Origin of the sequence: Arthrobacter sp. NamB2 (assembly GCF_005281365.1) — a bacterium.
Taxonomy (GTDB): Bacteria; Actinomycetota; Actinomycetes; order Actinomycetales; family Micrococcaceae; genus Arthrobacter_D.
In genome coordinates this window covers 63,213-83,204 of sequence record NZ_SZWI01000008.1, presented here as the reverse complement: position 1 = coordinate 83,204, position 19,992 = coordinate 63,213, and the positions used below count along the sequence as shown (strand labels likewise).

Here is a 19,992-nt window from a genome sequence, read left to right as displayed (position 1 = left end):
CCTGACCGGACACCTAAGAGTTGCAGCGGCATCGCCCCCGTATATATAGGAGAGAAGTGCCGACCAAGGCCACGGACAAGAAGCACGGCAAGAAGCTCGTCATCGTTGAGTCCCCCAGCAAGATCAAGAGCATCTCGGGCTATCTCGGCGAGGGTTTCCAGGTCGCGGCGTCCATGGGGCACATTCGGGACCTCCCGCAGCCCTCCGACCTCCCTGCCGAACTCAAGAAGTCCTCCGTGGGCAAGTTCGCCGTGGACATCGACAACGATTTCGAGCCCTACTACGTGGTGTCGCCCGAGAAGCGGAAGACCGTCGCGGAGCTGAAGGCCGCACTGAAGGACGCCGACGAGCTCTACCTGGCAACCGATGCGGACCGCGAAGGCGAGGCCATCGCCTGGCACCTGCTGCAGGTCCTGAAGCCGAAAGTGCCTGTGTACCGGCTGACCTTCGGTGAGATCACGAAGGAAGCCGTCACCCGTGCCATGGGTGAGCTGCGCGACGTCGACATCCCCATGGTGGACGCCCAGGAGACCCGACGCATCCTCGACCGCCTCTACGGGTACGAGATCTCCCCGGTGCTGTGGCGCAAGGTGGCACGCGGCCTGTCCGCCGGCCGCGTGCAGTCCGTGGCCACGCGTCTCGTCGTCGAACGGGAGCGCGAGCGCATGGCGTTCCGCTCGGCGTCGTACTGGGACCTGACGGGCACTTTCGCCCCCCAGGACACGAGCAAGGGCAACGCCTTCCCCGCCAAGCTCGTCGCCGTCGATGGCAGCCGCATCGCCACCGGCAAGGACTTCTCCGATCGGGGCGAGCTGAAGGCAGCGAATGCCGTCCGCCTGAACGAGGAATCGGCACGCACGCTGGCGGCCGGGCTCGAAAGCGCGGCCTTCACCGTGCGGTCCGTCGAAACTAAGCCCTACACGCGGCGCCCTGCGGCCCCGTTCACGACGTCGACCCTGCAGCAGGAGGCGGCGCGCAAGCTGCGCTTCAGTTCGAAAGTCACCATGCAGGTGGCCCAGCGGCTGTACGAGAACGGCTACATCACCTACATGCGTACCGACTCCTCGGCGCTGTCGGACCAGGCCATCAACGCCGCACGCCGCCAGGCCTCCGAGCTGTACGGCCCCGAGTACGTCCCCGAGGCGCGCCGCGTGTACAAGGGCAAGGCCAAGAACGCGCAGGAAGCGCACGAGGCTATCCGCCCTGCGGGCGACTCGTTCCGCACGCCCGCGCAGGTGGCCCAGTCGCTCCGCGGCGACGAATTCCGCCTGTACGAACTGATCTGGAAGCGCACGGTCGCTTCCCAGATGGCGGACGCCAAGGGTTCGACGGCGTCGCTCCGCCTCGGTGCCAGGAGTGCCGACGGACGGGACGCCGAGTTCACCGCATCCGGCACCGTCATCACCTTCCGCGGTTTCATGGCCGCCTACGAGGAGGGCCGCGACGCCGATCGCAACGAGGACGGCACGGACGACGACACGCAGGGCACACGCCTGCCGAACGTCGCCAAGGGTGATTCCCTGGGCGCGACGGCGATCGAGCCGATCGGCCACGAGACCTCGCCGCCCCCGCGCTACACCGAGGCATCGCTCGTGAAGGTGCTCGACGAGCGCGGGATCGGCCGCCCGTCGACCTACGCCGCGACGATGTCCACCATCATGGACCGGGGATACGTGCGCACGCGGGGTCAGGCCCTCGTGCCGAGCTGGATCGCCTTCTCGGTCGTGCGCCTGCTCGAGGAGCACTTCCATGACTACGTCGACTACGACTTCACGGCGGAGCTCGAGGAGGACCTCGACCGCATCTCGCGCGGCGAGGCCGGACGCGTCGCGTGGCTCAACCACTTCTACTTCGGGGACCGCAAGGACACCGGCCTGCACACGATCGTCAACGAGTTGGGGGAGATCGACGCACGTCGCATCAACTCGGTGGAGATCGCGGACGGCATCACCTTGCGGGTCGGGAAGTTCGGACCGTACCTGGAGAAGCCGCTGCCGGCCGACGCGCCGGAAGGCACCGAGCCGCAGCGCGCCAACGTGCCCGAGGACCTCGCACCGGACGAACTGACGGCAGAGAAGGCCATCGAGCTGATGGAGGCGCCGACATCCCAGGAGCGCGTGCTCGGCACCGACCCGGAGACGGGCCGCACCATCGTCGCCCGGGACGGTCGCTACGGGCCGTACGTGATCGAGCTGATCCCCGAGATGACTGCCGAGGAGATCGCAAGCCAGCCGGTCGAGTACTACAAGAACGGCAAGCCGAAGCCCCCGAAGAAGCCTGCGAAGGTCAAGCCGCGCACGGGATCGTTGTTCAAGTCCATGTCCGTGGACTCCGTGACGCTCGAGGATGCCCTCAAGCTGATGAACCTGCCGCGCGTCCTCGGCACGGACGAGGACGGCAAGGAGATCACGGTACAGAACGGCCGCTTCGGCCCGTACCTGAAGAAGGGCAGCGACTCGCGGTCGATCGGCTCCGAGGAGGAGATCTTCACGATCACCCTCGAGCAGGCGCAGGAGATCTACAAGCAGCCCAAGCAGCGGGGTGGCCGCGCAGTGACTCCGCCTCTGGCCGAGTTCGGCGACGACCCCGTGAGCGAGAAGCCCATCGTGGTGAAGGACGGCCGCTTCGGTCCATACATCACCGACGGCGTCACCAACATCACGGTGCCAGGCTCGATGGCCATCGAGGAGCTCACGCGCGAACAGGCGATCGACATGCTCGCCGAGAAGCGCGCCAAGGGCCCTGCCCCGAAGAAGACCACCCGCCGGGCGCCCGCGAAGCGCAAGGTCGCTGCGGGCAAGTAGCCTGTCGCTCGGTGCGGGACCAGACGATAGCGGACGGAAGCTGGAAGGCGCAGGAACAATGCGGCTAGGTGTGCTGGACATAGGGTCGAATACGGTCCATTTACTGCTCGTGGACGCCCATCCGGGTGGGCGGCCGGTGCCTTTCGCATCCCACAAGAAGCCCCTGCAACTCGTCGCCTACCTCGACGAGAACGGCAGGATCTCGAAGAGAGGGCAGGACGAGCTCGTCAGGTTCGTCCGCGAGGCGCGTGAATTCGCAGCGGGTCACGACGCGGAGGATTTCCTCGCGTTCTGCACCTCGGCCATCAGAGAGGCCGGCAACGGCAGTGACGTGCTGGCGCGCGTCCGTCGCGAGACCGGCGTCGATCTCCAGGAACTCTCGGGCGACCAGGAAGCCGCGGTGACCTTCCAGGCCGTCCGCCGCTGGTACGGCTGGGGTGCCCACTCGATCCTCAACCTGGACATCGGAGGAGGATCCTTCGAGATGGCGATGGGCACGGACGAGCTTCCCGAGGTTGCGCTGTCCGTCCCCCTCGGCGCAGGGCGGCTCACGCGCGACTGGCTGCACGAGGACCCGCCGTCGGCGAAGAGCGTGAAGGAACTGCGCCGCTACATCCGCGACACGTTGCGGGACGCCGTGCCGCAGTTCGCCCACCTCGGGGAGCCGCACCTCGTCGCAGGCACTTCCAAGACTTTCCGCTCGCTCGCGCGGATAGCGGGTGCTGCACCGTCCGCCGCCGGGCCCTTCGTGCGTCGTGAGCTGCGCCTGGAGGACCTCAAGCTCTGGACCAAGCGGCTCGCGGCGATGAGTATCGAGGACCGCAGCAACCTCGACGGGGTGTCCGAGCTGCGCGCGCCGCAGGTGCTCGCCGGTGCGCTCGTGGCCGAGTGCGCCCTCGAGCTGTTCGACGTTTCCTCGATGGACATCTGCCCCTGGGCGCTGCGGGAGGGACTGCTGCTGAGGCGGTTCGACGCCAAGATGTTCGACGCCGACGAGCCGTTGCCCGGTGCCGGGGTGGGGCACCACCAACTCGACTCGACCCGGCGGACGTCCGTCTCCGGTGGGGTCTGACGTGGACGCTCCCGACCACGGGTCCCCGCACATCCCGGTGGCGCTCTCGAGCGCCTCCGTCTACCCCCTTGCGGTCCATGACGCCTTCGCCCTCGCGCAGGATCTGGGCTACGACGGCGTCGAGGTCATGGTCACGAACAATTCGGTGAGCCAGGATCCCGATCAGTTGAACGTCCTCAGCCAGCGGTACGAGATGCCGATCCTGGCCATTCATGCCCCGACGCTGCTCCTGACCCAGCAGGTGTGGGGCAAGGCCTGGACGAAGATCGAGCTCTCGGCCGCGATGGCCGCCGAGGTGGGCGCGAAGACCGTGGTGACGCATCCGCCCTTCCGCTGGCAGACAGGGTATGCCGAGGAGTTCCCCGAGGGGATAGCGCGCGTCGCAGCGGAGTACGGGGTGGAGATCGCTGTCGAGAACATGTACCCGTGGAAAGTCCGGGGCCGTGAGGCGAAGGCCTACCTGCCGCACTGGAACCCCGTGCCGGAGCCGTACGAGTGGATCACCTGGGACTTCTCCCATGCCGCGATCGCGGGCATGGACTCCTACGAGGAGATCCGTGCGCTCGGCAGCAGGCTTGCCCATGTGCATCTGACGGACGGGACGCCGAACGGCAAGGACGAGCACCTGTTGCCGGGCCAGGGACAGCAGCGGTGTGCCGAGGCCCTCGACCATCTGGCCGAATCGGAGTGGAACGGCGTCGTGGCCGTTGAGGTGAGCACACGCCGCGCGCGTGGTGCGGGGGAGCGCGAGGAGTGGCTCGCAGAGACGCTGCGCTTCGCGCGGACGCATCTTCGCCACTGACGCATCCTCGCCACTGACGGTATCGAAGAGGCTGGGCGCTTAAAGAGAGATGGCGCCGGTGGCCTGCAGATGTTGGGGGGATCATCTGCTGCCACCGACGCCGGACCGGGTCAGGAAGTCCGGTCCTCATCACTCGCACCCTTATGAGGTAGTTAGAACACTAGGCGCCCTCCTTGTGTCGCAACACCAAGAACGCTGGGAGCAGCCTGTGAGCTGCGCGTGGCAGGATGGAAGCCATGACGACAACCCGGCGCATCGCCTTCCTCGGCTGCGGATCGATGAACGAGTCCATCCTGGCCGGGTTGCTCGCGGCCGGCCTGAATCCCGCATCGGTCACCGCGACCGTCCGGCGCGCCGAGCGGGCCGAGGAGCTCCGGAACCGGCACGGCGTGAGAGCCCTCGCCACGGCGGACGACGACGCAGCGAATGTCGCCGCAGTGCGGGAGGCCGACGTCGTCGTCCTCGGGGTGAAGCCCGTCGGGATCGTGCCGCTCGCACGGGAGATCGGTCCCGCGCTCAAGCCGTCCGCCGTTGTCCTGAGCGTTGCCGCCGCAGTGTCGATCGCGATGATCGAGGGAGCCCTGCCGGAGGGCCAGCCGGTCATCCGTTCGATGCCCAATACGCCGTCCCGGCTCGGCAGGGGAGTCCTCTCCATCTCCGCCGGGTCCTCCGTCAGCCACGACCTGATGGCGCAGGCGCGCGAGCTGCTGCGGCCGGCCGGCACCGTCGTCGAGATCCCCGAGGAGCAGGTCGACGCGCTGTCGGCGGTCAGTGGTTCGGGGCCCGCGTACGCGTTCTACCTCGCGGAGGCGATGGCCGCGGCGGGGGAGGAACTGGGGCTGGATGCCGGGCTGTCCGCGCTGATCGCGCGCGAGACGGTCGCCGGCGCGGGGTTCATGCTCGCCGAGCAGGGCGCAGACGCCGCGGCCCTCCGCCGCGCGGTCACGAGCCCCAACGGTACGACGCAGAGCGCCATCGAGACATTCGAGACGCTGGGCCTGGCGGGCATCGTCGCCGACGGAGCGCGCGCCGCAACCGCTCGGGCGGCCGAGATCACACGGGAACTGGCAGGTCCGTCGTCGTCCTGACGGGCGCAGTGACCATGAGTGGGCGGTGCCACCCACTTGACGGCGCCGAGCGCTGCGAGACCGCAGCGCGGCCGTGAACCTGCCCCGCCTTCCTGGAGCGCCTCGCCCTAGGGCCGGCCGGCGAACCGCTCGAGCAGGTCGACGTGGCCGGATACGATCAGCATGTCGCGGCCGGACACCTTCGTATCCGGTCTCGCATAGGTGAAGTCCTCGCCGGGCGACTTCACGCCGACCACGGTGACGCCGTACTTCGAGCGCACGGACGATTCGGCAAGGGTGAAGCCCTGGGTCTCCTTCGGCGGGTACATCTTCACGATCGCGAAACCGTCGTCGAACTCGATGAAGTCCAGCATGCGCCCGCCGACCAGGTGCGCGGCCCGCTGACCGGCGTCGGCCTCCGGGTAGATCACGTGGTTGGCACCGATGCGCTTGAGGATCTTGCCGTGCGAGGGCGTGATGGCCTTGACCCACAGGTGGTCGATGCCGAGGTCCACCAGGTTGGCCGTGATCAGGACGCTCGACTCGATCGACGTCCCGACTCCCACGACGGCGGCGGAGAACTCCTGGGCGCCGAGTTGCCGCAGCGAGTCGATGTTCGTCGCGTCGGCCTCCACCACGTGCGTGAGGATGCTCGCGAACTTCTGCACGAGCTGCGGATCGCGCTCGATCGCCAGGACCTCGCGGCCCTGCCGGACCAGTTGCTCGGCCGTGGCCGCACCGAAGCGGCCGAGGCCGATCACGAGGACGGGTGCGTTGTGGGCGGGTCTTTCAGCCAATGATCGGCCTCTCGTCGGGGTAGCGGTACAGCGTGCTGCGTTGCCTCAGCGCCAGGGCCGAGGCGAGTGTGATGGTGCCCATGCGTCCGGCGAACATCAGGGCGGACAGGACGTACTTGCCGGCCGGAGGCAGCTCCGCGCTGAGGTTGGTACTGAGGCCGACGGTCGCGAAGGCCGAGATGACCTCGAAGACCACCTTGTCGAGGGATTCGTCCGAGAGTGCGAGGAGGAGGCCGCTGCCGACCAGCACGAGCGTCGCGCCCATGAAGATCACCGAGATGGCGACGCGCATGGCGCCGTGCGGGATGGTCCGGCCCCAGGCGCGGACGTCGGCGTCGCCCCTGGCCTCCGCGACGATCGCCAGGAACATCACGGCGATGGTGGTGACCTTGATGCCGCCGGCGGTGGACGCGGAACCGCCGCCCGCGAACATCAGCGCGTCCGTCAGCAGCATCGTGGTGCTGTTCATGTCGTTCTGGTCCACGAGGTTGAACCCGCCCGAGCGCGTCATGACGGAAGCGAAGAGGGCGTGGATGGCCTTGTCGACGACGCTGAGGTTCGAGATCGTGCGATCGTTCTCCCACTCCAGGAAGCCCCAGGCGAAGGTCCCTGCCACGAGCAGGATCAGTGAGACGGTCACCGTGAGCTTCGCGTGCAGCGTCCACTTGCTGAAGCGGTGGCGAACCTGTACGAGGACCATGATCACCGGGAAACCGAGGCTGCCGAGGAACACGCCGACCATGAGGGGCGTGAGGATCCAGAGATCCGTCTCGTAGGGGACCAGGCCGTCGCTGTGGGGGGTGAAGCCGGCGTTGTTGAAGGCGGAGATGGAGTAGAAGACGCCGTGCCAGAGCGCCTGCCACCAGGGTTCGCCGAGGATCATGAAGCGGGGTACCAGGGCGACGGCGAGCACGATCTCGATCACGACCGAGGTGGTGATGACGATCCGCAGCAGGGTACCGATCTCGCCGAGTCGGCTGGCGTTGTTCAGGGCCTCCTGCGCGAGGAGCTTGCCCCGGACGCCGAGGCGCTTGCTGACGATCAGGGCGAGGAGGGATGCGAGCGTCAGAGTGCCCAGACCGCCGATGAAGATGCCGAGCAGGATGACGAACTGTCCGAAGAAGGACCAGTGGGTGGCCGTGGACACCACGGTGAGGCCCGTGACGCACACGGCGGACACCGCCGTGAAGAAGGCATCGTGCAGGGGAGTGACCGTGCCGTTGCTCGTGGACATCGGCAGGCTCAGCAGGGCCGTGAAGACCAGGATCACGCCGGTGAAGATGAACAGGGCGAGCCGCGCGGGCGAGCTGTTCGCAAAGGAGTCGACGAAGTCGCGGACCGACGCCAGGAGCCTGACGTATCCGTGTCGATCGTCCTTCAGCCACAGTGGCTGTTGACTTACCATTGACGCCCGCTCTGCCCCGTTCGCTGGTCCGTGCCGCCGGAGCGGCACCGTGACCATGCCTTGTGGTCCCTGATTGTCCCTTGCAGTAGTAAAGCATCCCATCCCGGGGCATCGTCGAAGTATCGCGCATCGCGTAGCCTTGCAGGGATGTCTACGCGCACCGGGCCGGCGGTACCCCTCCAGGTCGTCTGGGACGACTCGATGCTGGCCTACGACTTCGGTGGGCAGCATCCCATGAATCCCGAGCGCCTCCACCTGACCGCTCGGCTTGCGCGCGACTGCGGTCTCCTCGAGCTCGACGGCGTCAGCGTCGCCGCTCCGTCGATCGCGTCCGACGATGACCTCGCCTCCGTGCATGACGCCGACTACATCAGTGCCGTCCGGCGGGTCAGCAGCAACCCGGACCAAGCGGACGCTGCCCACGGCCTGGGCACGGAGGACAATCCCGCATTCGCGGGGATGCATGAAGCCAGCGCCCGGTTGGCCGGGGGGTCGATCGGGGCGGCGGAGGCGATCATGGCCGGTACCGCCGTCCGGGCCGTCAATTTCGGTGGAGGTATGCACCACGCAGCGCGAGCGCGAGCCAGCGGCTTCTGCATCTACAACGACGCCGCGGCGTCCATCCAGCGACTGCTGGACCGAGGTGCCCAGCGTGTCCTGTACGTCGATGTCGACGCCCACCATGGGGACGGTACGCAGAGTATCTTCTGGGATGACCGACGCGTGATGACGATCTCGCTCCACGAGACCGGCATGAGCCTCTTCCCCGGAACGGGCTTCGCGAACGAGACGGGCGGGCCCGGAGCCGAAGGCTACGCCGTGAATGTCGCCCTGCCGACGATCGCCGGTGACTCCGCGGTCCTGCGTGCCTTCCACGCCGTCGTGCCCCAACTCGCGGAGGCCTTCGCACCGGACGCCATCGTCAGCCAGCATGGCTGCGACTCCCACCGCGAGGACCCGCTGACCAACCTCCGGGTCAGCGTCGACGCCCAGCATGCCCTGATGCTCGGCGTACGGGACCTGGCGGACAGGTTGTGCGGCGGCCGATGGATCGCCACCGGCGGAGGCGGTTATGCCCTGGCCAGCGTGGTGCCGCGCTCCTGGTCCCTCCTGGTGGCCGTCGCCGCAGGATCCCCGCTGGGGCCGCGTACGCCGGTGCCGGCGGCATGGCGGCACTACGTGCTCGAACGGCACGGGATCGATGCTCCGGAACTCATGGGCGACGGCGCCGACACGTGGTGGCGGTCCTGGGAGATCGGCTACGACCCGAACGACGACCTGGATCGGACGGTGATGGCCACCCGCAAGGCGGTGTTCCCGTTGCACGGCTTGGACCCCTGGTTCGACTGACGACTCCGGGCAGGATGCCCTGCCACGTATATATCGCTAGGGTGGGCGAATGGGAATCGATGATGTATTCGCGGTCATCGCCGAAGGAACCCGCAGGCAGATACTCGAAAACCTGCGCGACGGCGACAAAGCGGTGGGGGAGCTCGTTGTCGAGTTGCAGGTGAGCCAGCCGACGGTCTCGAAACACCTCAAGGTCCTGCGGGAAGCGGGACTGGTTTCCATGAGGGCGCAGGGCCAGAAGCGCTACTACTCCCTGGACACCGCTCCCCTCGCACTCGTCCGCCAGTGGCTCGCGGCGTTTGATCGGCAGGCTGACCAGGACCACGGGATGCCGGTCGGGACGAAACAGCAGGATGTCGCGAACGGGGCCGAGGGCGGGACCACCGACACCTTCTCCGGGTCCGCCGGCGGCGCCCCCGCCGGGGCACCCGTTGCGGACGAACAGGACGGCACGGCGGACGGGGGAACGGATCCGGAGCTCGCCGAGGCAGGTGTCCTGGCGGCGGCAGTCCTGGCAGGGCCCGATTCGCCCTCCGGCACAGACGTGCAGCGGCCCCCCATCGGACGGACGATGGGCCGGGCCGCGGAACGGGCCGCCGACCTCCTGTCACAGCTACGGCGACGCCGCGATCCGTCGTCCTGATCGGGGCAGAGGGGTGAACAGTGCACAGGCCGGGCGGTGCCCTTTCACTTTGGTCACAACTGCCACTAGGATTATCCCCTAGGCGGATAATCCTTATGCTTCAAGGCGACACGCCGAACAGTCGCTCCGGGGGTAGTCTTTCTGATGCCGGTCTCAGGGTGAGTACAGGCCTCCAAGCAAAGGAATAGTGGTGAGATGGCAGACGGGAATAACTTCTCGGATGTGCAGTTTCTGACGGTCGCCGAAGTGGCGGAGCTGATGCGTGTCTCGAAGATGACCGTGTACCGGCTCGTCCACGCAGGAGACCTTCCGGCGGTGCAGTTCGGCCGCTCCTACCGCGTTCCCGAGTCAGCAGTCCAGGAGTTCCTCCACCGCGCACAGGTCGACGGGCAGACCGAGAGCGCTTGAGGCGGCCGCCGTCCGGCCCGTTCTCCAAACGGATGTACCCTGTTAAGGAGCGTTTTGGGCGGGCTTCCGCCTGCTCATCTTTGTGTATCATCTCGGCAGCTGCCACCAGGCATTCGCCGTTCGTCATCCCAGCGCGGTCCCCGGCTTCCGGCCGGAGTTCCGCTGGCAACCAAACAAGTTTGTGAGGACTCTATGGGTTCAGTAATCAAGAAGCGCCGTAAGCGGATGGCGAAGAAGAAGCACCGCAAGCTGCTTCGCAAGACGCGTCACCAGCGTCGCAACAAGAAGTAGCAGGCGCCCGGCCACGAGTCGGAGCGTGCCGAACGGCCCGGATCCCAGCCCTCAGGGCATGGGAGCCGGGCCGTCGTCGTTCTCCGGAGCACGACTCCGATTCCGCGGCGTCCGGCGCCTCGGAGCGTCAGTGGTGTCAGCGGCTCCTGAACCGCGAGAACCCGCGCCAGAGTCCGTAGACCGAACCAGCCACGGTGGCCACACGCAGGCCGAGGGTTGCGGCGCGGCGCCCGCTGCGGAAGTCGTAGACCGGCCAGTTGTTCGCCCTGGCATGCCTGCGGAGTTTGCTGTCCGGATTGATCGCCACGGGATGGCCGACGACCGTCAGTAGCGGGATGTCGTTGTAGGAGTCGCTGTATCCCCAGCACCGCGCGAGGTCCAGGTTTTCCCGTTGAGCGAGATCCAGGACAGCAGCCGCCTTCGCCGGCCCGTGCAGGAAGTCACCGACGAGCTTCCCCGTGTAGAGGCCCTGGGCAACCTCGCCCACTGTGCCGAGGGCTCCGGTGAGTCCGAGGCGGCTGGAGATCACGGCCGCCACCTCCACCGGCGTCCCTGTCACGAGCCAGACCTGACGATTCGAGGACAGGTGCTGCTCGGCGAGTGCACGTGCACCCGGCCAGATCTTCGAGGCGATCATCTCGTCGTACACTTCCTCGCCGAGGGCGAGGATGTCCTCGTGGGCGATGCCGATGGCGAAGGCGAGGGCGGCATCACGCACCGAGTTCACGTCCGTCATGGTCTCACCGCGCATGATGAAGCGGAGTTGCTTCCACGCCAGCCCGGCGGCGAAGCGGAGGGTGAAGGCCTTGCGTTGATACATCTTGCGCGCCACGTGGAAGAGGCTCGCCCCGCGCATCAGCGTGTTGTCGACGTCGAAGAAGGCGGCCTCGCCCTTAATCTGCTCCGGATGCTCCGGGGAGGGCTGCGTGGCCCGGTTGGCGTCCGGCATGCTCCGAGTCTAGTCATGCGTCCTTCCCACCTGCTCCCCGGCACAGCAGTGCCGCCGAAGTGCCCGCCGGGGTGCCCGCCGGGGTGCCGCCGAAGTACGGTGGAAGCATGCAGACCCCGACGGACTCGCCCGGTGCCGGCGTCGTGCTCCTCACCCGGCCCGAATGCCATCTCTGCGAGGACGCGCGGAGCGTCGTGGCACGGGTGGCGGCTGAACTCGGCGTCGATTGGCAGGAGCTGTCGGTGACCGAGGCGCCGGGTCTCGCTGCCCGGTTCGCGGAGGAGTTGCCCGTCCTCTTCATCGACGGCGTACAGCGCGACTTCTGGTCCATCGACGAGGCGAGGCTGCGCAGGTTGCTGGCCTGAAACGCCCCGCGCCGGATGACAGGGCAGTGCTGCACCGTCCGACCAGCCGGCTTGGAGGCGCCGCGTCGTCGGCATAAAGTGGTGGTACTTCCGCCCCTGACGCCGAGGGATCACGGATCCGCTGATCCGGACCGGGTGCGGCGGTGCTATCAACGGAGCGACGACAGTGACAACGCCGGACATGCCAGGCCTTCACCCCGTAGGGGACCCCGCGCGCCACATACCGCCTGCGTCCGTAGCCCGCCTGACCATCTACGTGCGGGCACTCAATTCGCTGCTGGCCGAGGGCGTCGAGCGTGTCTCCTCGGACGAACTCGCCGACGCGGCCGGCGTCAATTCCCCGATGCTGCGCAAGGACCTCTCCTATCTGGGGTCCTACGGCACGCGTGGGGTCGGCTATGACGTGCAGTACCTCAACCGGCAGATCTCCGCAGCCCTGGGACTGACACTGGACTGGCGCGTCGCCATCATCGGAGCGGGTAACCTCGGTCGCGCGCTGGCCGGCTACTCGGGGTTCGTGTCGCGCGGGTTCGAGATCGTGGCGCTCTTCGATGCGGACCAGCTCGTCGTCGGGTCCGAGGTCGGGTATCTCCGCGTCAGTGCGGTCGGTGATCTCGAGACGGTGCTGGAACGTACGCGCACCAACATGGCTGTCCTCTCGGTTCCCGCGGCGGTCGCGCAGGAACTGTGCGACCGCCTCGTCGCGGCGGGCATCTCGAGCATTCTGAGCTTCGCGCCCGTGGTGCTCCAGGTTCCGCCGCACGTGCAGGTGCGGAAGGTGGACATGTCCACGGAACTGCAGATCCTCGCCTATCACGCGCAAAGGGCGCAGGAGCCGGACCTCGGTCCGATCTCCCGCGCCCAGTAGGTTCGCGGCGGTAGGTTCAGTAGCCCAGCTTCTGCGGGGCGAAGTAGGGGCGCGCGGGCTTGAGGTAGGTCATGATGACTCCGGCGAGGCCGAGGACCATCACGATGACACCCAGGGCAGTCGAGACCACCGGCGTCTCCGGCATCGATTGCCCGCTGGCTTCGGCTGCCTGGGTCGCCAGCGGCAGCAGCAGGAGTCCGCCGAGCACGAAGAGCGCGTTCAGGGCCGCCAACACGGCCGCGGTGATGCGGGCCCAGTTCTGGCCCCTGCGGATGAAGATCGCGAGGACGACGTAGACCGCAGCGAACAGGACGGCGAAGACGAGGCCGACCACCACGCCGACTGCAGCCCCCGGCAGGTCCGGCACCTCGGCCGTCAGGGCCGAGATGATCGAGGACAGCAGCGTCAGGACGCCGGCGGCGAGGATCAGGTAGTAGGCACGCTCGACCTCGCGGGGTGCGGGGCCCTTCCCGCTCGCGTCGAGATCACCGCCGGAGGTCGGATAGGCGTAGCCCGAGGGCTGGGCGGCCTGGTAGCCGTACTGGCCCCCGTCGTTCTGCTGCCCGTAGGAGCGCGGCTGGCCGGACTGGTGGTCCGGGCTCTGGCTGCCGCCATTCGCGCCGGCGGGATTCCAAGCCGGCCCGCTGCCCTGTCCGTTCGGGTTGTCCTGTGGCGTGCTCATTGCGGCGTCCTCCGTTGATCTGATGCGGTCATCCTGCGCTGGTGCCCCCATGGACGTACCCGGCGTGGATGTGGTCCCTGTCAGCCTAGTTCGTCGCGTCGCGGTGGGCACAGTGCTTAACGCCGGCGGCCGGCGTCGTCCTCGGGACGACGCCGGCCGAGAGGCAGGCCGCAGGCGGTCTGCGTGGCGCGGCGGATCAGACCGTGGCGACGGCGGGAGCCACGAAAGCGGCTTCGATGGTGATGGTCACCTTGTCACCGACGAGGACGCCACCGGCTTCGAGGGCGGCGTTCCAGGTCAGGCCGAAATCCTTGCGGGAGATGGTGGTCGATGCCGAGACACCTGCGCGGGTCGCGCCGAAGGGATCGACGGCGACACCGTTGAATTCGGCGTCGAGCACCACGGACTTGGTGATCCCGCGGATGGTCAGGTCTCCGTGGATCTTGTAGGTCTCGCCCGAGCCCTCGTGGGAGGTGGAGACGAAGGTCATCTCGGGGAACTCCTCGACGTCGAAGAAGTCGGCGCCCTTGACGTGGGCGTCGCGGTTCTCGTCGCCCGAGGTGAAGGACGCGGTCTTGATGGTGGCCGTGATGTTCGAGTCCTCGAGCGAGGAGCCGACGGTGAGGGCGGCGTCGACATCCTTGAACGAGCCGCGCACCTTGCTGATGCCGGCGTGACGGACGCTGAATCCGACCTCGCTGTGAGCGGGGTCGAAGGACCAGGTGCCGGAGGTGAGGCCTGAGGGGACAGTCATGTTGTTCTCCTGGAAGAGTGGGTGGCGAATGCTTACGGGGTGTAGAAGCATGCGTATGCATGTTTTATTCCACACATCGCTCAAATGTTCAACCAAAGTGACGTCGAAGGTCGAGCGCGTCGCTCGGGCCGATTCGCCGAGCCGCGGGCACATGCGGGAAACTGGGACCATGCAGCGATCAACCGTCCACCTGGTGCGCCATGGTGAGGTCCACAACCCGGAGGGGGTCCTCTACGGCAGGCTTCCCGAGTTCCACCTCTCCGACCTCGGCCGGCGGATGGCAGCGCAGATGGCCGGGTACTTCGTGCAGCGACGCGACGAAGGTGCGAACATCGTGCATCTCGTGGCCTCCCCGCTGACCAGGGCACAGGAGACGGCGCAGCCGGTAGCCGATGCGCTCGCACTCACGATCTCCACCGACGTGCGCATCATCGAGGCGGAGAACCGCTTCGAAGGCATGTCGAGGATCAAGAGCAGGCTCCGCCAGCCGCGGTACTGGCCCCTCCTCGTCAACCCGTTCCTCCCCTCGTGGGGCGAGCCCTACAACCAGCAGGTCGAGCGGGTCATGGCTGGAGTACACGATGCCCGCCGGCGCGCTCTCGAGCTGGCCGGGCCGGACGCGGTGGACCGTCCCGCCGAGGCGATCCTCATCAGCCACCAGCTACCCATCTGGGTGACGCGACTGGCCGCAGAGCACCGGCGCCTGTGGCACGATCCGCGTCAGCGTGAATGCACCCTGACGTCGGTCACTTCGCTCGATTTCGACGGCGACGTCATTACGCGCGTGCGGTACGCGGAGCCGAGCGCCGATCTCCTGCCCGGTGCGGCGAATGTCCCCGGGGCGTAATAGAATTACTACACGTCGTAGAAATCAAGGGAAGAAGCCGTGACCGCAACCGCCCGTCCCACGAACCGCCGACGCCTGCTCAGGCTGGCGGCGCTGGCCTTCGCCGTGCCGGTCTCCCTCGTGATGACGTCCTGCACGGCAGAGGATCCGCTGGCCCAGCAGGCAGCGGCGGGCGACGGCAAGAACTACATCGCAGGCGACGGCTCGGTCACGGAATACGCCGAGTCGGACCGCGGCCAGCCCGTCGAGGTGTCGGGCACGCTGTTCGACGGAACGCCGGTCTCCAGTGCCGACTGGGACGACCAGGTGACGGTCCTGAACTTCTGGTACGCCTCCTGTGCCCCGTGCCGGGAAGAAGCCCCCGATCTCGTGTCGCTCCACGACGAGTACACGCCACAGGGTGCCGCGTTCTACGGCGTGAACATCCGCGACGAGCGGGCGACCGCCGAGGCGTTCGAGCGCAGCTTCGGCATCCCGTACCAGAGCTTCGACGACAAGGACGGCGGCGTCCTGCTCGACATGACGCAGTACGTGCCACCGCAGGCCGTGCCCACGACGATCGTGCTCGACCGCGAAGGGCGCGTGTCGGCCAGGATCCTCGGACTCGCCGACCGCGGCACCCTGAAGGCCTTGATCACCGATGCCCTCGCCGAGTAGCGCCCTGCTCGCGCCGCGCCCATGACGGGTCCGCTGGCCGTATCCGTTCCCCTCGCCGCGGGGAACGCCTTCGCCGACGCCGTGCTCAACGGGTCGATGCTCCTCGCCCTCCCGGTCGCGCTGCTCGCAGGCCTGGTCTCCTTCGTTTCGCCCTGCGTCCTTCCGCTGGTGCCCGGGTACCTCGGGTACGTGACCGGCCTGACCGGCGTCGACCTCGAGAAGCAGAAGAAGGGGCGGATGGTCGCCGGGATCGGGCTCTTCGTCCTCGGCTTCTCCGCCGTGTTCATGGCCTACGGAACCCTGTTCGGCCAGCTGGGAGCCTTCCTCAGGGTGTCCCAGGGATGGCTCATCCAGGTCTTCGGCGTCGTCGTGATCCTCCTCGGTATCGTCTTCATGGGCGGCCTGTCCTGGTTCCAGCGTGAGAGCAGGGTGCACGCCAGGGTCCCGGCGGGGCTCCTCGGGGCGCCGCTGCTCGGCGTGACCTTCGGCCTCGGCTGGGCTCCGTGCATCGGTCCGACCCTCGGCGCCGTGCAGCTGCTCGCGATCTCCGGCAACGACGCGACAGCCCTCAAGGGCGCCGTGCTGACCTTCGTGTACTGCCTTGGACTGGGGCTGCCGTTCCTGCTGATCGCGCTCGGAGTGCGTCGCGGCATGGGGGCGCTCGCCTTCTTCCGGAAGCACCGGCTCCTGCTGCAGCGTGCCGGGGGAGGGCTCCTCGTGCTCGTCGGCGTGCTCATGGTCACGGGCGTGTGGAACTTCTGGATCACCCGGTTGCAGGACGTGCTGATCGGGAACGTGGTGCTGCCGATCTGATCGGCGGCACGCACACGGAAGCAATCGACTCTGATGGGACAGGCACAGTGAAGCAGGACGTCACGCAGGACACGACAGGCAGGGACGGTGCGCAGGGCACCAGGCCCGACGTCGTCCTGCCCTCCCTCGGGTTCCTCGGGACCCTCCGCTGGGCGTGGACGCAGCTCACCAGCATGCGCACGGCCCTGTTCCTCCTCCTCCTCCTCGCCGTCGCGGCTGTTCCCGGATCGTTGTTCCCGCAGCGGCCGGCGAATCCTGCCGTCGTCACCCAGTACATCCAGGACAATCCGGAGAGCGGGCCGATCCTCGACTGGTTCCAGCTGTTCGACGTCTACTCGTCGGTCTGGTTCTCCGCGATCTACCTCCTGCTCTTCATCTCGCTCATCGGCTGCGTGGTACCCCGTGCGGCCGCGCACTTCCGGGCCGTGCGCTCCAAGCCCCCGCGCACGCCCAAGCGCCTGTCGCGCCTGCCCGTCTACGGCACCCTGGAGGTGTCCGCGGCCCGCGCGCGCGACGCCGGACTCACGCCGTCGTCAGCCGCGGAACAGGCTGCCGCAGTGCTGCGCAAGCGCGGCTACCGGGTCGATGTCCGCGACGCAGGGACGGACCGACCGTCGGTGGGCGCCGAGCGCGGGCTCGCCAAGGAGTTCGGCAACCTGGTCTTCCACACGTCGCTGATCGGAGTCCTCGTCTCGGTCGCGGTCGGTGGGCTCTTCGGCTACAACGGCCAGAAGGTGGTCGTCGAGGGCGAGAGTTTCGTCAACACCCTGATCGGTTACGACAGCTTCAACCCGGGGTCGAAATTCACCGACGACCAGCTCGATCCCTACTCGATCCGCCTGGACTCCTTCGACGTCCGCTTCGATCGGGAGCAGGAGAGCCACTACGGCCAGCCGCTCGACTTCACCGCGAACATCACCACGCAGGACGGCCCCGGCGAGGACGAGGAGCAGCAGGTCCTCAAGGTCAACGCACCGCTCACGATCGGCGGGACCAACGTGTACCTCGTCGGGAACGGCTACGCACCGGTCGTGACCGTGCGCGACGGCGAAGGCAACATCGCCTCACAGGGACCGGTCGTCTCGGTGCCGTCCGACGGCCTCTACACCTCCCTGATCGTGATCAAGGCTCCCGACGCCAAGCCCGAGCAGCTCGGCTTCGTAGGGTTCTTCCTGCCCACCGCGTTCGTGGACGAGCAGGGCGTTTCCTTCTCCCGGGACCCCGATCCGTTCAACCCCCAGCTCAACCTGAACTCCTACTACGGCGACCTCGGGCTCGACGACGGAACACCCGAGAACGTCTACGTGCTGGACACGGAGAACCTCACGGAGCTCAACAGCAGGAACAACGACGACGGCGGCATCGTGCTCGGTGTCGGCCAGACCTACGACCTGCCCGAGGGCAAGGGCTCGATCACGTTCGACGGACTCAAGCGGTACGCCGCCCTCGACATCCACCACGATCCGGGCGAGCTGGGCGCCCTCGTGTTCTCGACGCTCGCGTTGCTCGGCCTCTCCGCGTCCCTGTTCATCGGCCGCCGCAGGCTATGGGTGAGGACGGGCGAGCATCCGGACGGGCGGATCATGGTCGAGTACGCGCTGCTGGCGCGGGGCGAGGACCACCGGCTCCCGGCGGAGGGCGACGCCGTCGCGAAGCTGCTGGCCGACCGATGGTTGGTGCCGGGCGGCACGCCGGAGGAAAATAGTACGCAGGACGCCGCCGCATCTACTGCGGTCGGTACGGGGCAGTCGCACCACAACGCAAAGGACACCTGATGCCACAACCAGTCAATGCCGAGCTCGGGCAGCTCAGTGAGCTCTTCATGCTCCTGGCTTCCATCGCCTATGTGGTGGCGCTCATCTTCTTCGTGCTCGACCTCGTGAAGTCGAGTGCGACCATCGGTACCCTCGAGGCGCGGCTCGCCGGCGAGAAGGCGGCTCCGGTGCTCGCCGGCGTCGGCGGTCGCGGATCCGGTCCGACGGCGGAGTCCGTGCCGACGCGTGCCGAGACGGCCGACGACTCGATGGACTACGGCAAGGGCCCGCGGCGTGGAACGGCACGCGTGGCTGTCTCCCTGACGGTGCTTGCCGCCGTGATCCACGGTGCCGCCGTCGTCACACGCGGTGTCGCCGCACACCGCGTGCCCTGGGGCAACATGTACGAGTTCTGCACGACGGGCGCATTCCTCGTTGCCGCGATCTTCCTCATCACGCTCACGCGGAAGGACCTGCGCTTCGTGGGATCCTTCGTCGTGGGACTCGTGGTCATCATGCTGTGCGCGGCGACCGTCGGGTTCCCCACTCCCGTCGCCCGCCTCATCCCCGCGCTCCAGAGCTATTGGCTGATCGTGCACGTCTCCATCGCGGTCGCATCCTCGGCCCTGTTCACCATCACGTTCGCCATGTCCGTGCTGCAACTCCTGCAGACCTCCCGCGAGGCCAAGCTCCTGGCGGGCAAGGCCGACAGGGCGAGGTTCCTCCGCCTCGTGCCCTCGGCACTGAGCCTCGAGAACCTGTCCTACCGCCTCAACGCCGTCGCATTCGTGGGCTGGACCTTCACGCTCATGGCGGGTGCCATCTGGGCCGAGCAGGCATGGGGCCGCTACTGGGGCTGGGACACCAAGGAGGTCTGGACCTTCGTCATCTGGACCGTCTATGCCGGCTATCTCCACGCCCGCGCCACGCGCGGCTGGACGGGCACCCGGGCTGCCTGGCTCTCGATCGTCGGGTACCTCTGCATCGTGTTCAACTTCACGATCGTCAACATCTACTTCTCGGGCCTGCACAGCTACTCCGGCGTGTAGCAGGCGGGTGGCGCGGCGCACCGGCGGCACGTCCGCCTGTGCGTCGCGCTGTCATATCCAGGACCGGCGCCTCAGCGCCGTCTGACCGCCACATCGTGCCGGCACCTCAAGGCTGCGAGCGCTGTCCCATCGACGACGAGCACCTCAGGGCCGGTGTGCGCCTGCGGATCCCGAACCGGCGTCGTCGTTGCCGTCGTGCTCGTCGCCTTTGGCGGGCTTGTCCTTTTCGTTCTCGCGCGCCTTGGCCTCCCGGTCCTTCTGCTGCTGTTCGCGGCGCCGCCTCTCCTGCTCGCGGGCCTGCTGCCGGCGCTGGGTCTCCAGGTTCTGGAGGAAGGCGGGATCATCGTCAGGAGCAGTCGGAGTGCGTGGCGCCGGGCGGCGAGGCCCGGAGGGACCCTGCGAGCGCGGCCTGCCGAAGAGGAACCACATCCCCGCGCCGATGAGCGGCAGGATCAGGATGGTGACGAACCAGGCGGTCTTCGAGATGCTGCGTACCTCATGTTTTCGGCTCATGACGCAGTCGATCAGTGCGTAGATGACGACGGCGACCCCGAGGATCGCGGCGAAGAGCAGGAGGCGGGGCATGCGCCAATTGTAGGCGAGTAAACTTGGAGC

The 19,992-nt window shown here is 67.6% G+C and carries 21 protein-coding genes; 15 read left to right on the top strand and 6 right to left on the bottom strand.

Features of this window, described 5'->3' with window-relative positions; all coding sequences use genetic code 11:
• The first annotated feature begins 56 nt into the window (after window positions 1-56).
• From topA to proC, 4 genes are all read left to right on the top strand, one after another.
• Window positions 57-2,804, top strand: a complete 2,748-nt coding sequence (gene topA / locus FDK12_RS13760; protein ID WP_137370080.1) for a type I DNA topoisomerase — start codon at window positions 57-59, stop codon at window positions 2,802-2,804.
• A 58-nt stretch (window positions 2,805-2,862) separates the two neighbouring features.
• Window positions 2,863-3,876: a Ppx/GppA phosphatase family protein gene (locus FDK12_RS13755; protein ID WP_137370079.1), complete on the top strand. Its 1,014-nt coding sequence runs from the start codon at window positions 2,863-2,865 to the stop codon at window positions 3,874-3,876.
• The gene (locus FDK12_RS13750; protein ID WP_411266171.1) at window positions 3,866-4,678 is read left to right on the top strand and encodes a sugar phosphate isomerase/epimerase family protein; all 813 of its coding nucleotides are present in this window, start codon (window positions 3,866-3,868) and stop codon (window positions 4,676-4,678) included. The genes FDK12_RS13755 and FDK12_RS13750 overlap by 11 nt, the downstream gene beginning before the upstream one ends.
• Window positions 4,679-4,914: 236 nt before the next feature.
• Window positions 4,915-5,766 carry a pyrroline-5-carboxylate reductase gene (gene proC / locus FDK12_RS13745; RefSeq protein ID WP_137370077.1) on the top strand — a complete coding sequence of 284 codons (852 nt, stop codon included), beginning with the start codon at window positions 4,915-4,917 and terminating at the stop codon, window positions 5,764-5,766.
• Window positions 5,767-5,873: 107 nt separating this feature from the next.
• On the opposite strand, the gene FDK12_RS13740 is transcribed toward proC, so the two are convergent.
• Both FDK12_RS13740 and FDK12_RS13735 read right to left on the bottom strand, forming a co-directional pair.
• A complete protein-coding gene (locus tag FDK12_RS13740) occupies window positions 5,874-6,542 on the bottom strand; it encodes a potassium channel family protein (protein ID WP_104050125.1) in 669 nt (222 codons plus the stop codon).
• Entirely contained in the window at window positions 6,535-7,947 is a 1,413-nt protein-coding gene (locus FDK12_RS13735; protein WP_137370076.1) for a TrkH family potassium uptake protein, read from the bottom strand. The genes FDK12_RS13740 and FDK12_RS13735 overlap by 8 nt, the downstream gene beginning before the upstream one ends.
• A gap of 147 nt (window positions 7,948-8,094) precedes the next feature.
• On the opposite strand from FDK12_RS13735, the gene FDK12_RS13730 reads away from it, so the two are divergent.
• The 4 genes from FDK12_RS13730 to FDK12_RS13715 all read left to right on the top strand — a co-directional run bounded on the left by FDK12_RS13730 (window position 8,095) and on the right by FDK12_RS13715 (window position 10,639).
• Window positions 8,095-9,297 carry an acetoin utilization protein AcuC gene (locus tag FDK12_RS13730; RefSeq protein ID WP_223263285.1) on the top strand — a complete coding sequence of 401 codons (1,203 nt, stop codon included), beginning with the start codon at window positions 8,095-8,097 and terminating at the stop codon, window positions 9,295-9,297.
• Between the two features lie 49 nt (window positions 9,298-9,346).
• The gene (locus FDK12_RS13725) at window positions 9,347-9,940 is read left to right on the top strand and encodes an ArsR/SmtB family transcription factor (protein ID WP_137370075.1); all 594 of its coding nucleotides are present in this window, start codon (window positions 9,347-9,349) and stop codon (window positions 9,938-9,940) included.
• Window positions 9,941-10,135: 195 nt separating this feature from the next.
• Window positions 10,136-10,348 carry a helix-turn-helix domain-containing protein gene (locus FDK12_RS13720; RefSeq protein ID WP_104116382.1) on the top strand — a complete coding sequence of 71 codons (213 nt, stop codon included), beginning with the start codon at window positions 10,136-10,138 and terminating at the stop codon, window positions 10,346-10,348.
• 192 nt (window positions 10,349-10,540) lie between these two features.
• A complete protein-coding gene (locus FDK12_RS13715) occupies window positions 10,541-10,639 on the top strand; it encodes a 30S ribosomal protein bS22 (protein ID WP_003792170.1) in 99 nt (32 codons plus the stop codon).
• A gap of 136 nt (window positions 10,640-10,775) precedes the next feature.
• On the opposite strand, the gene FDK12_RS13710 is transcribed toward FDK12_RS13715, so the two are convergent.
• The gene (locus tag FDK12_RS13710; RefSeq protein ID WP_137370074.1) at window positions 10,776-11,588 is read right to left on the bottom strand and encodes an HAD family hydrolase; all 813 of its coding nucleotides are present in this window, start codon (window positions 11,586-11,588) and stop codon (window positions 10,776-10,778) included.
• 107 nt (window positions 11,589-11,695) lie between these two features.
• Here FDK12_RS13710 and FDK12_RS13705 point away from each other — a divergent pair, with 107 nt between their 5' ends.
• Window positions 11,696-11,953 (top strand): glutaredoxin family protein, encoded by a 258-nt coding sequence (locus tag FDK12_RS13705; RefSeq protein ID WP_137370073.1) that lies wholly within the window; start codon window positions 11,696-11,698, stop codon window positions 11,951-11,953.
• A 181-nt stretch (window positions 11,954-12,134) separates the two neighbouring features.
• Complete coding sequence (locus FDK12_RS13700) at window positions 12,135-12,821, top strand: redox-sensing transcriptional repressor Rex (RefSeq protein WP_137370139.1); 687 nt, start codon at window positions 12,135-12,137, stop codon at window positions 12,819-12,821.
• Window positions 12,822-12,837: 16 nt separating this feature from the next.
• Here FDK12_RS13700 and FDK12_RS13695 read toward each other — a convergent pair whose 3' ends face one another.
• Window positions 12,838-13,503, bottom strand: a complete 666-nt coding sequence (locus FDK12_RS13695) for a hypothetical protein (protein ID WP_137370072.1) — start codon at window positions 13,501-13,503, stop codon at window positions 12,838-12,840.
• A 196-nt stretch (window positions 13,504-13,699) separates the two neighbouring features.
• Window positions 13,700-14,257, bottom strand: a complete 558-nt coding sequence (locus tag FDK12_RS13690) for a YceI family protein (RefSeq protein ID WP_137370071.1) — start codon at window positions 14,255-14,257, stop codon at window positions 13,700-13,702.
• 169 nt (window positions 14,258-14,426) lie between these two features.
• Between FDK12_RS13690 and FDK12_RS13685 the strand changes: the two genes are divergently transcribed.
• From FDK12_RS13685 to ccsB, 5 genes are read left to right on the top strand one after another with little or no spacing between them, the layout of a single operon-like run.
• Window positions 14,427-15,104, top strand: a complete 678-nt coding sequence (locus FDK12_RS13685; RefSeq protein ID WP_137370070.1) for a histidine phosphatase family protein — start codon at window positions 14,427-14,429, stop codon at window positions 15,102-15,104.
• Window positions 15,105-15,143: 39 nt separating this feature from the next.
• Window positions 15,144-15,761, top strand: coding sequence for a TlpA family protein disulfide reductase (locus tag FDK12_RS13680; protein WP_411266170.1), 618 nt, complete (start codon window positions 15,144-15,146; stop codon window positions 15,759-15,761).
• A 21-nt stretch (window positions 15,762-15,782) separates the two neighbouring features.
• Entirely contained in the window at window positions 15,783-16,574 is a 792-nt protein-coding gene (locus FDK12_RS13675; RefSeq protein WP_223263284.1) for a cytochrome c biogenesis CcdA family protein, read from the top strand.
• Window positions 16,575-16,621: 47 nt separating this feature from the next.
• Complete coding sequence (locus FDK12_RS13670; protein WP_411266169.1) at window positions 16,622-18,349, top strand: cytochrome c biogenesis protein ResB; 1,728 nt, start codon at window positions 16,622-16,624, stop codon at window positions 18,347-18,349.
• On the top strand, window positions 18,349-19,377 hold the full coding sequence (gene ccsB, locus FDK12_RS13665; protein WP_137370069.1) for a c-type cytochrome biogenesis protein CcsB: 1,029 nt from the start codon (window positions 18,349-18,351) through the stop codon (window positions 19,375-19,377). Before FDK12_RS13670 ends, ccsB begins: the two co-directional genes overlap by 1 nt.
• Before the next feature lie 144 nt (window positions 19,378-19,521).
• Here the strand turns inward: ccsB and FDK12_RS13660 are convergent, their stop codons facing one another.
• Entirely contained in the window at window positions 19,522-19,962 is a 441-nt protein-coding gene (locus tag FDK12_RS13660) for a PLD nuclease N-terminal domain-containing protein (protein ID WP_137370068.1), read from the bottom strand.
• Between the last annotated feature and the right edge of the window lie 30 nt (window positions 19,963-19,992).

Excerpts from the sequence above, each read along its gene's own strand:
- FDK12_RS13755 (WP_137370079.1), top strand. The coding sequence starts at position 2,863 with ATGCGGCTAGGTGTGCTGGACATAGGGTCGAATACGGTCCATTTACTG.
- proC (WP_137370077.1), top strand. The coding sequence starts at position 4,915 with ATGACGACAACCCGGCGCATCGCCTTCCTCGGCTGCGGATCGATGAAC.
- FDK12_RS13735 (WP_137370076.1), bottom strand. The coding sequence starts at position 7,947 with ATGGTAAGTCAACAGCCACTGTGGCTGAAGGACGATCGACACGGATAC.
- FDK12_RS13730 (WP_223263285.1), top strand. The coding sequence starts at position 8,095 with ATGTCTACGCGCACCGGGCCGGCGGTACCCCTCCAGGTCGTCTGGGAC.
- FDK12_RS13725 (WP_137370075.1), top strand. The coding sequence starts at position 9,347 with ATGGGAATCGATGATGTATTCGCGGTCATCGCCGAAGGAACCCGCAGG.
- FDK12_RS13720 (WP_104116382.1), top strand. The coding sequence starts at position 10,136 with ATGGCAGACGGGAATAACTTCTCGGATGTGCAGTTTCTGACGGTCGCC.
- FDK12_RS13715 (WP_003792170.1), top strand. The coding sequence starts at position 10,541 with ATGGGTTCAGTAATCAAGAAGCGCCGTAAGCGGATGGCGAAGAAGAAG.
- FDK12_RS13710 (WP_137370074.1), bottom strand. The coding sequence starts at position 11,588 with ATGCCGGACGCCAACCGGGCCACGCAGCCCTCCCCGGAGCATCCGGAG.
- FDK12_RS13705 (WP_137370073.1), top strand. The coding sequence starts at position 11,696 with ATGCAGACCCCGACGGACTCGCCCGGTGCCGGCGTCGTGCTCCTCACC.
- FDK12_RS13700 (WP_137370139.1), top strand. The coding sequence starts at position 12,135 with ATGCCAGGCCTTCACCCCGTAGGGGACCCCGCGCGCCACATACCGCCT.
- FDK12_RS13695 (WP_137370072.1), bottom strand. The coding sequence starts at position 13,503 with ATGAGCACGCCACAGGACAACCCGAACGGACAGGGCAGCGGGCCGGCT.
- FDK12_RS13690 (WP_137370071.1), bottom strand. The coding sequence starts at position 14,257 with ATGACTGTCCCCTCAGGCCTCACCTCCGGCACCTGGTCCTTCGACCCC.
- FDK12_RS13685 (WP_137370070.1), top strand. The coding sequence starts at position 14,427 with ATGCAGCGATCAACCGTCCACCTGGTGCGCCATGGTGAGGTCCACAAC.
- FDK12_RS13675 (WP_223263284.1), top strand. The coding sequence starts at position 15,783 with ATGACGGGTCCGCTGGCCGTATCCGTTCCCCTCGCCGCGGGGAACGCC.
- ccsB (WP_137370069.1), top strand. The coding sequence starts at position 18,349 with ATGCCACAACCAGTCAATGCCGAGCTCGGGCAGCTCAGTGAGCTCTTC.
- FDK12_RS13660 (WP_137370068.1), bottom strand. The coding sequence starts at position 19,962 with ATGCCCCGCCTCCTGCTCTTCGCCGCGATCCTCGGGGTCGCCGTCGTC.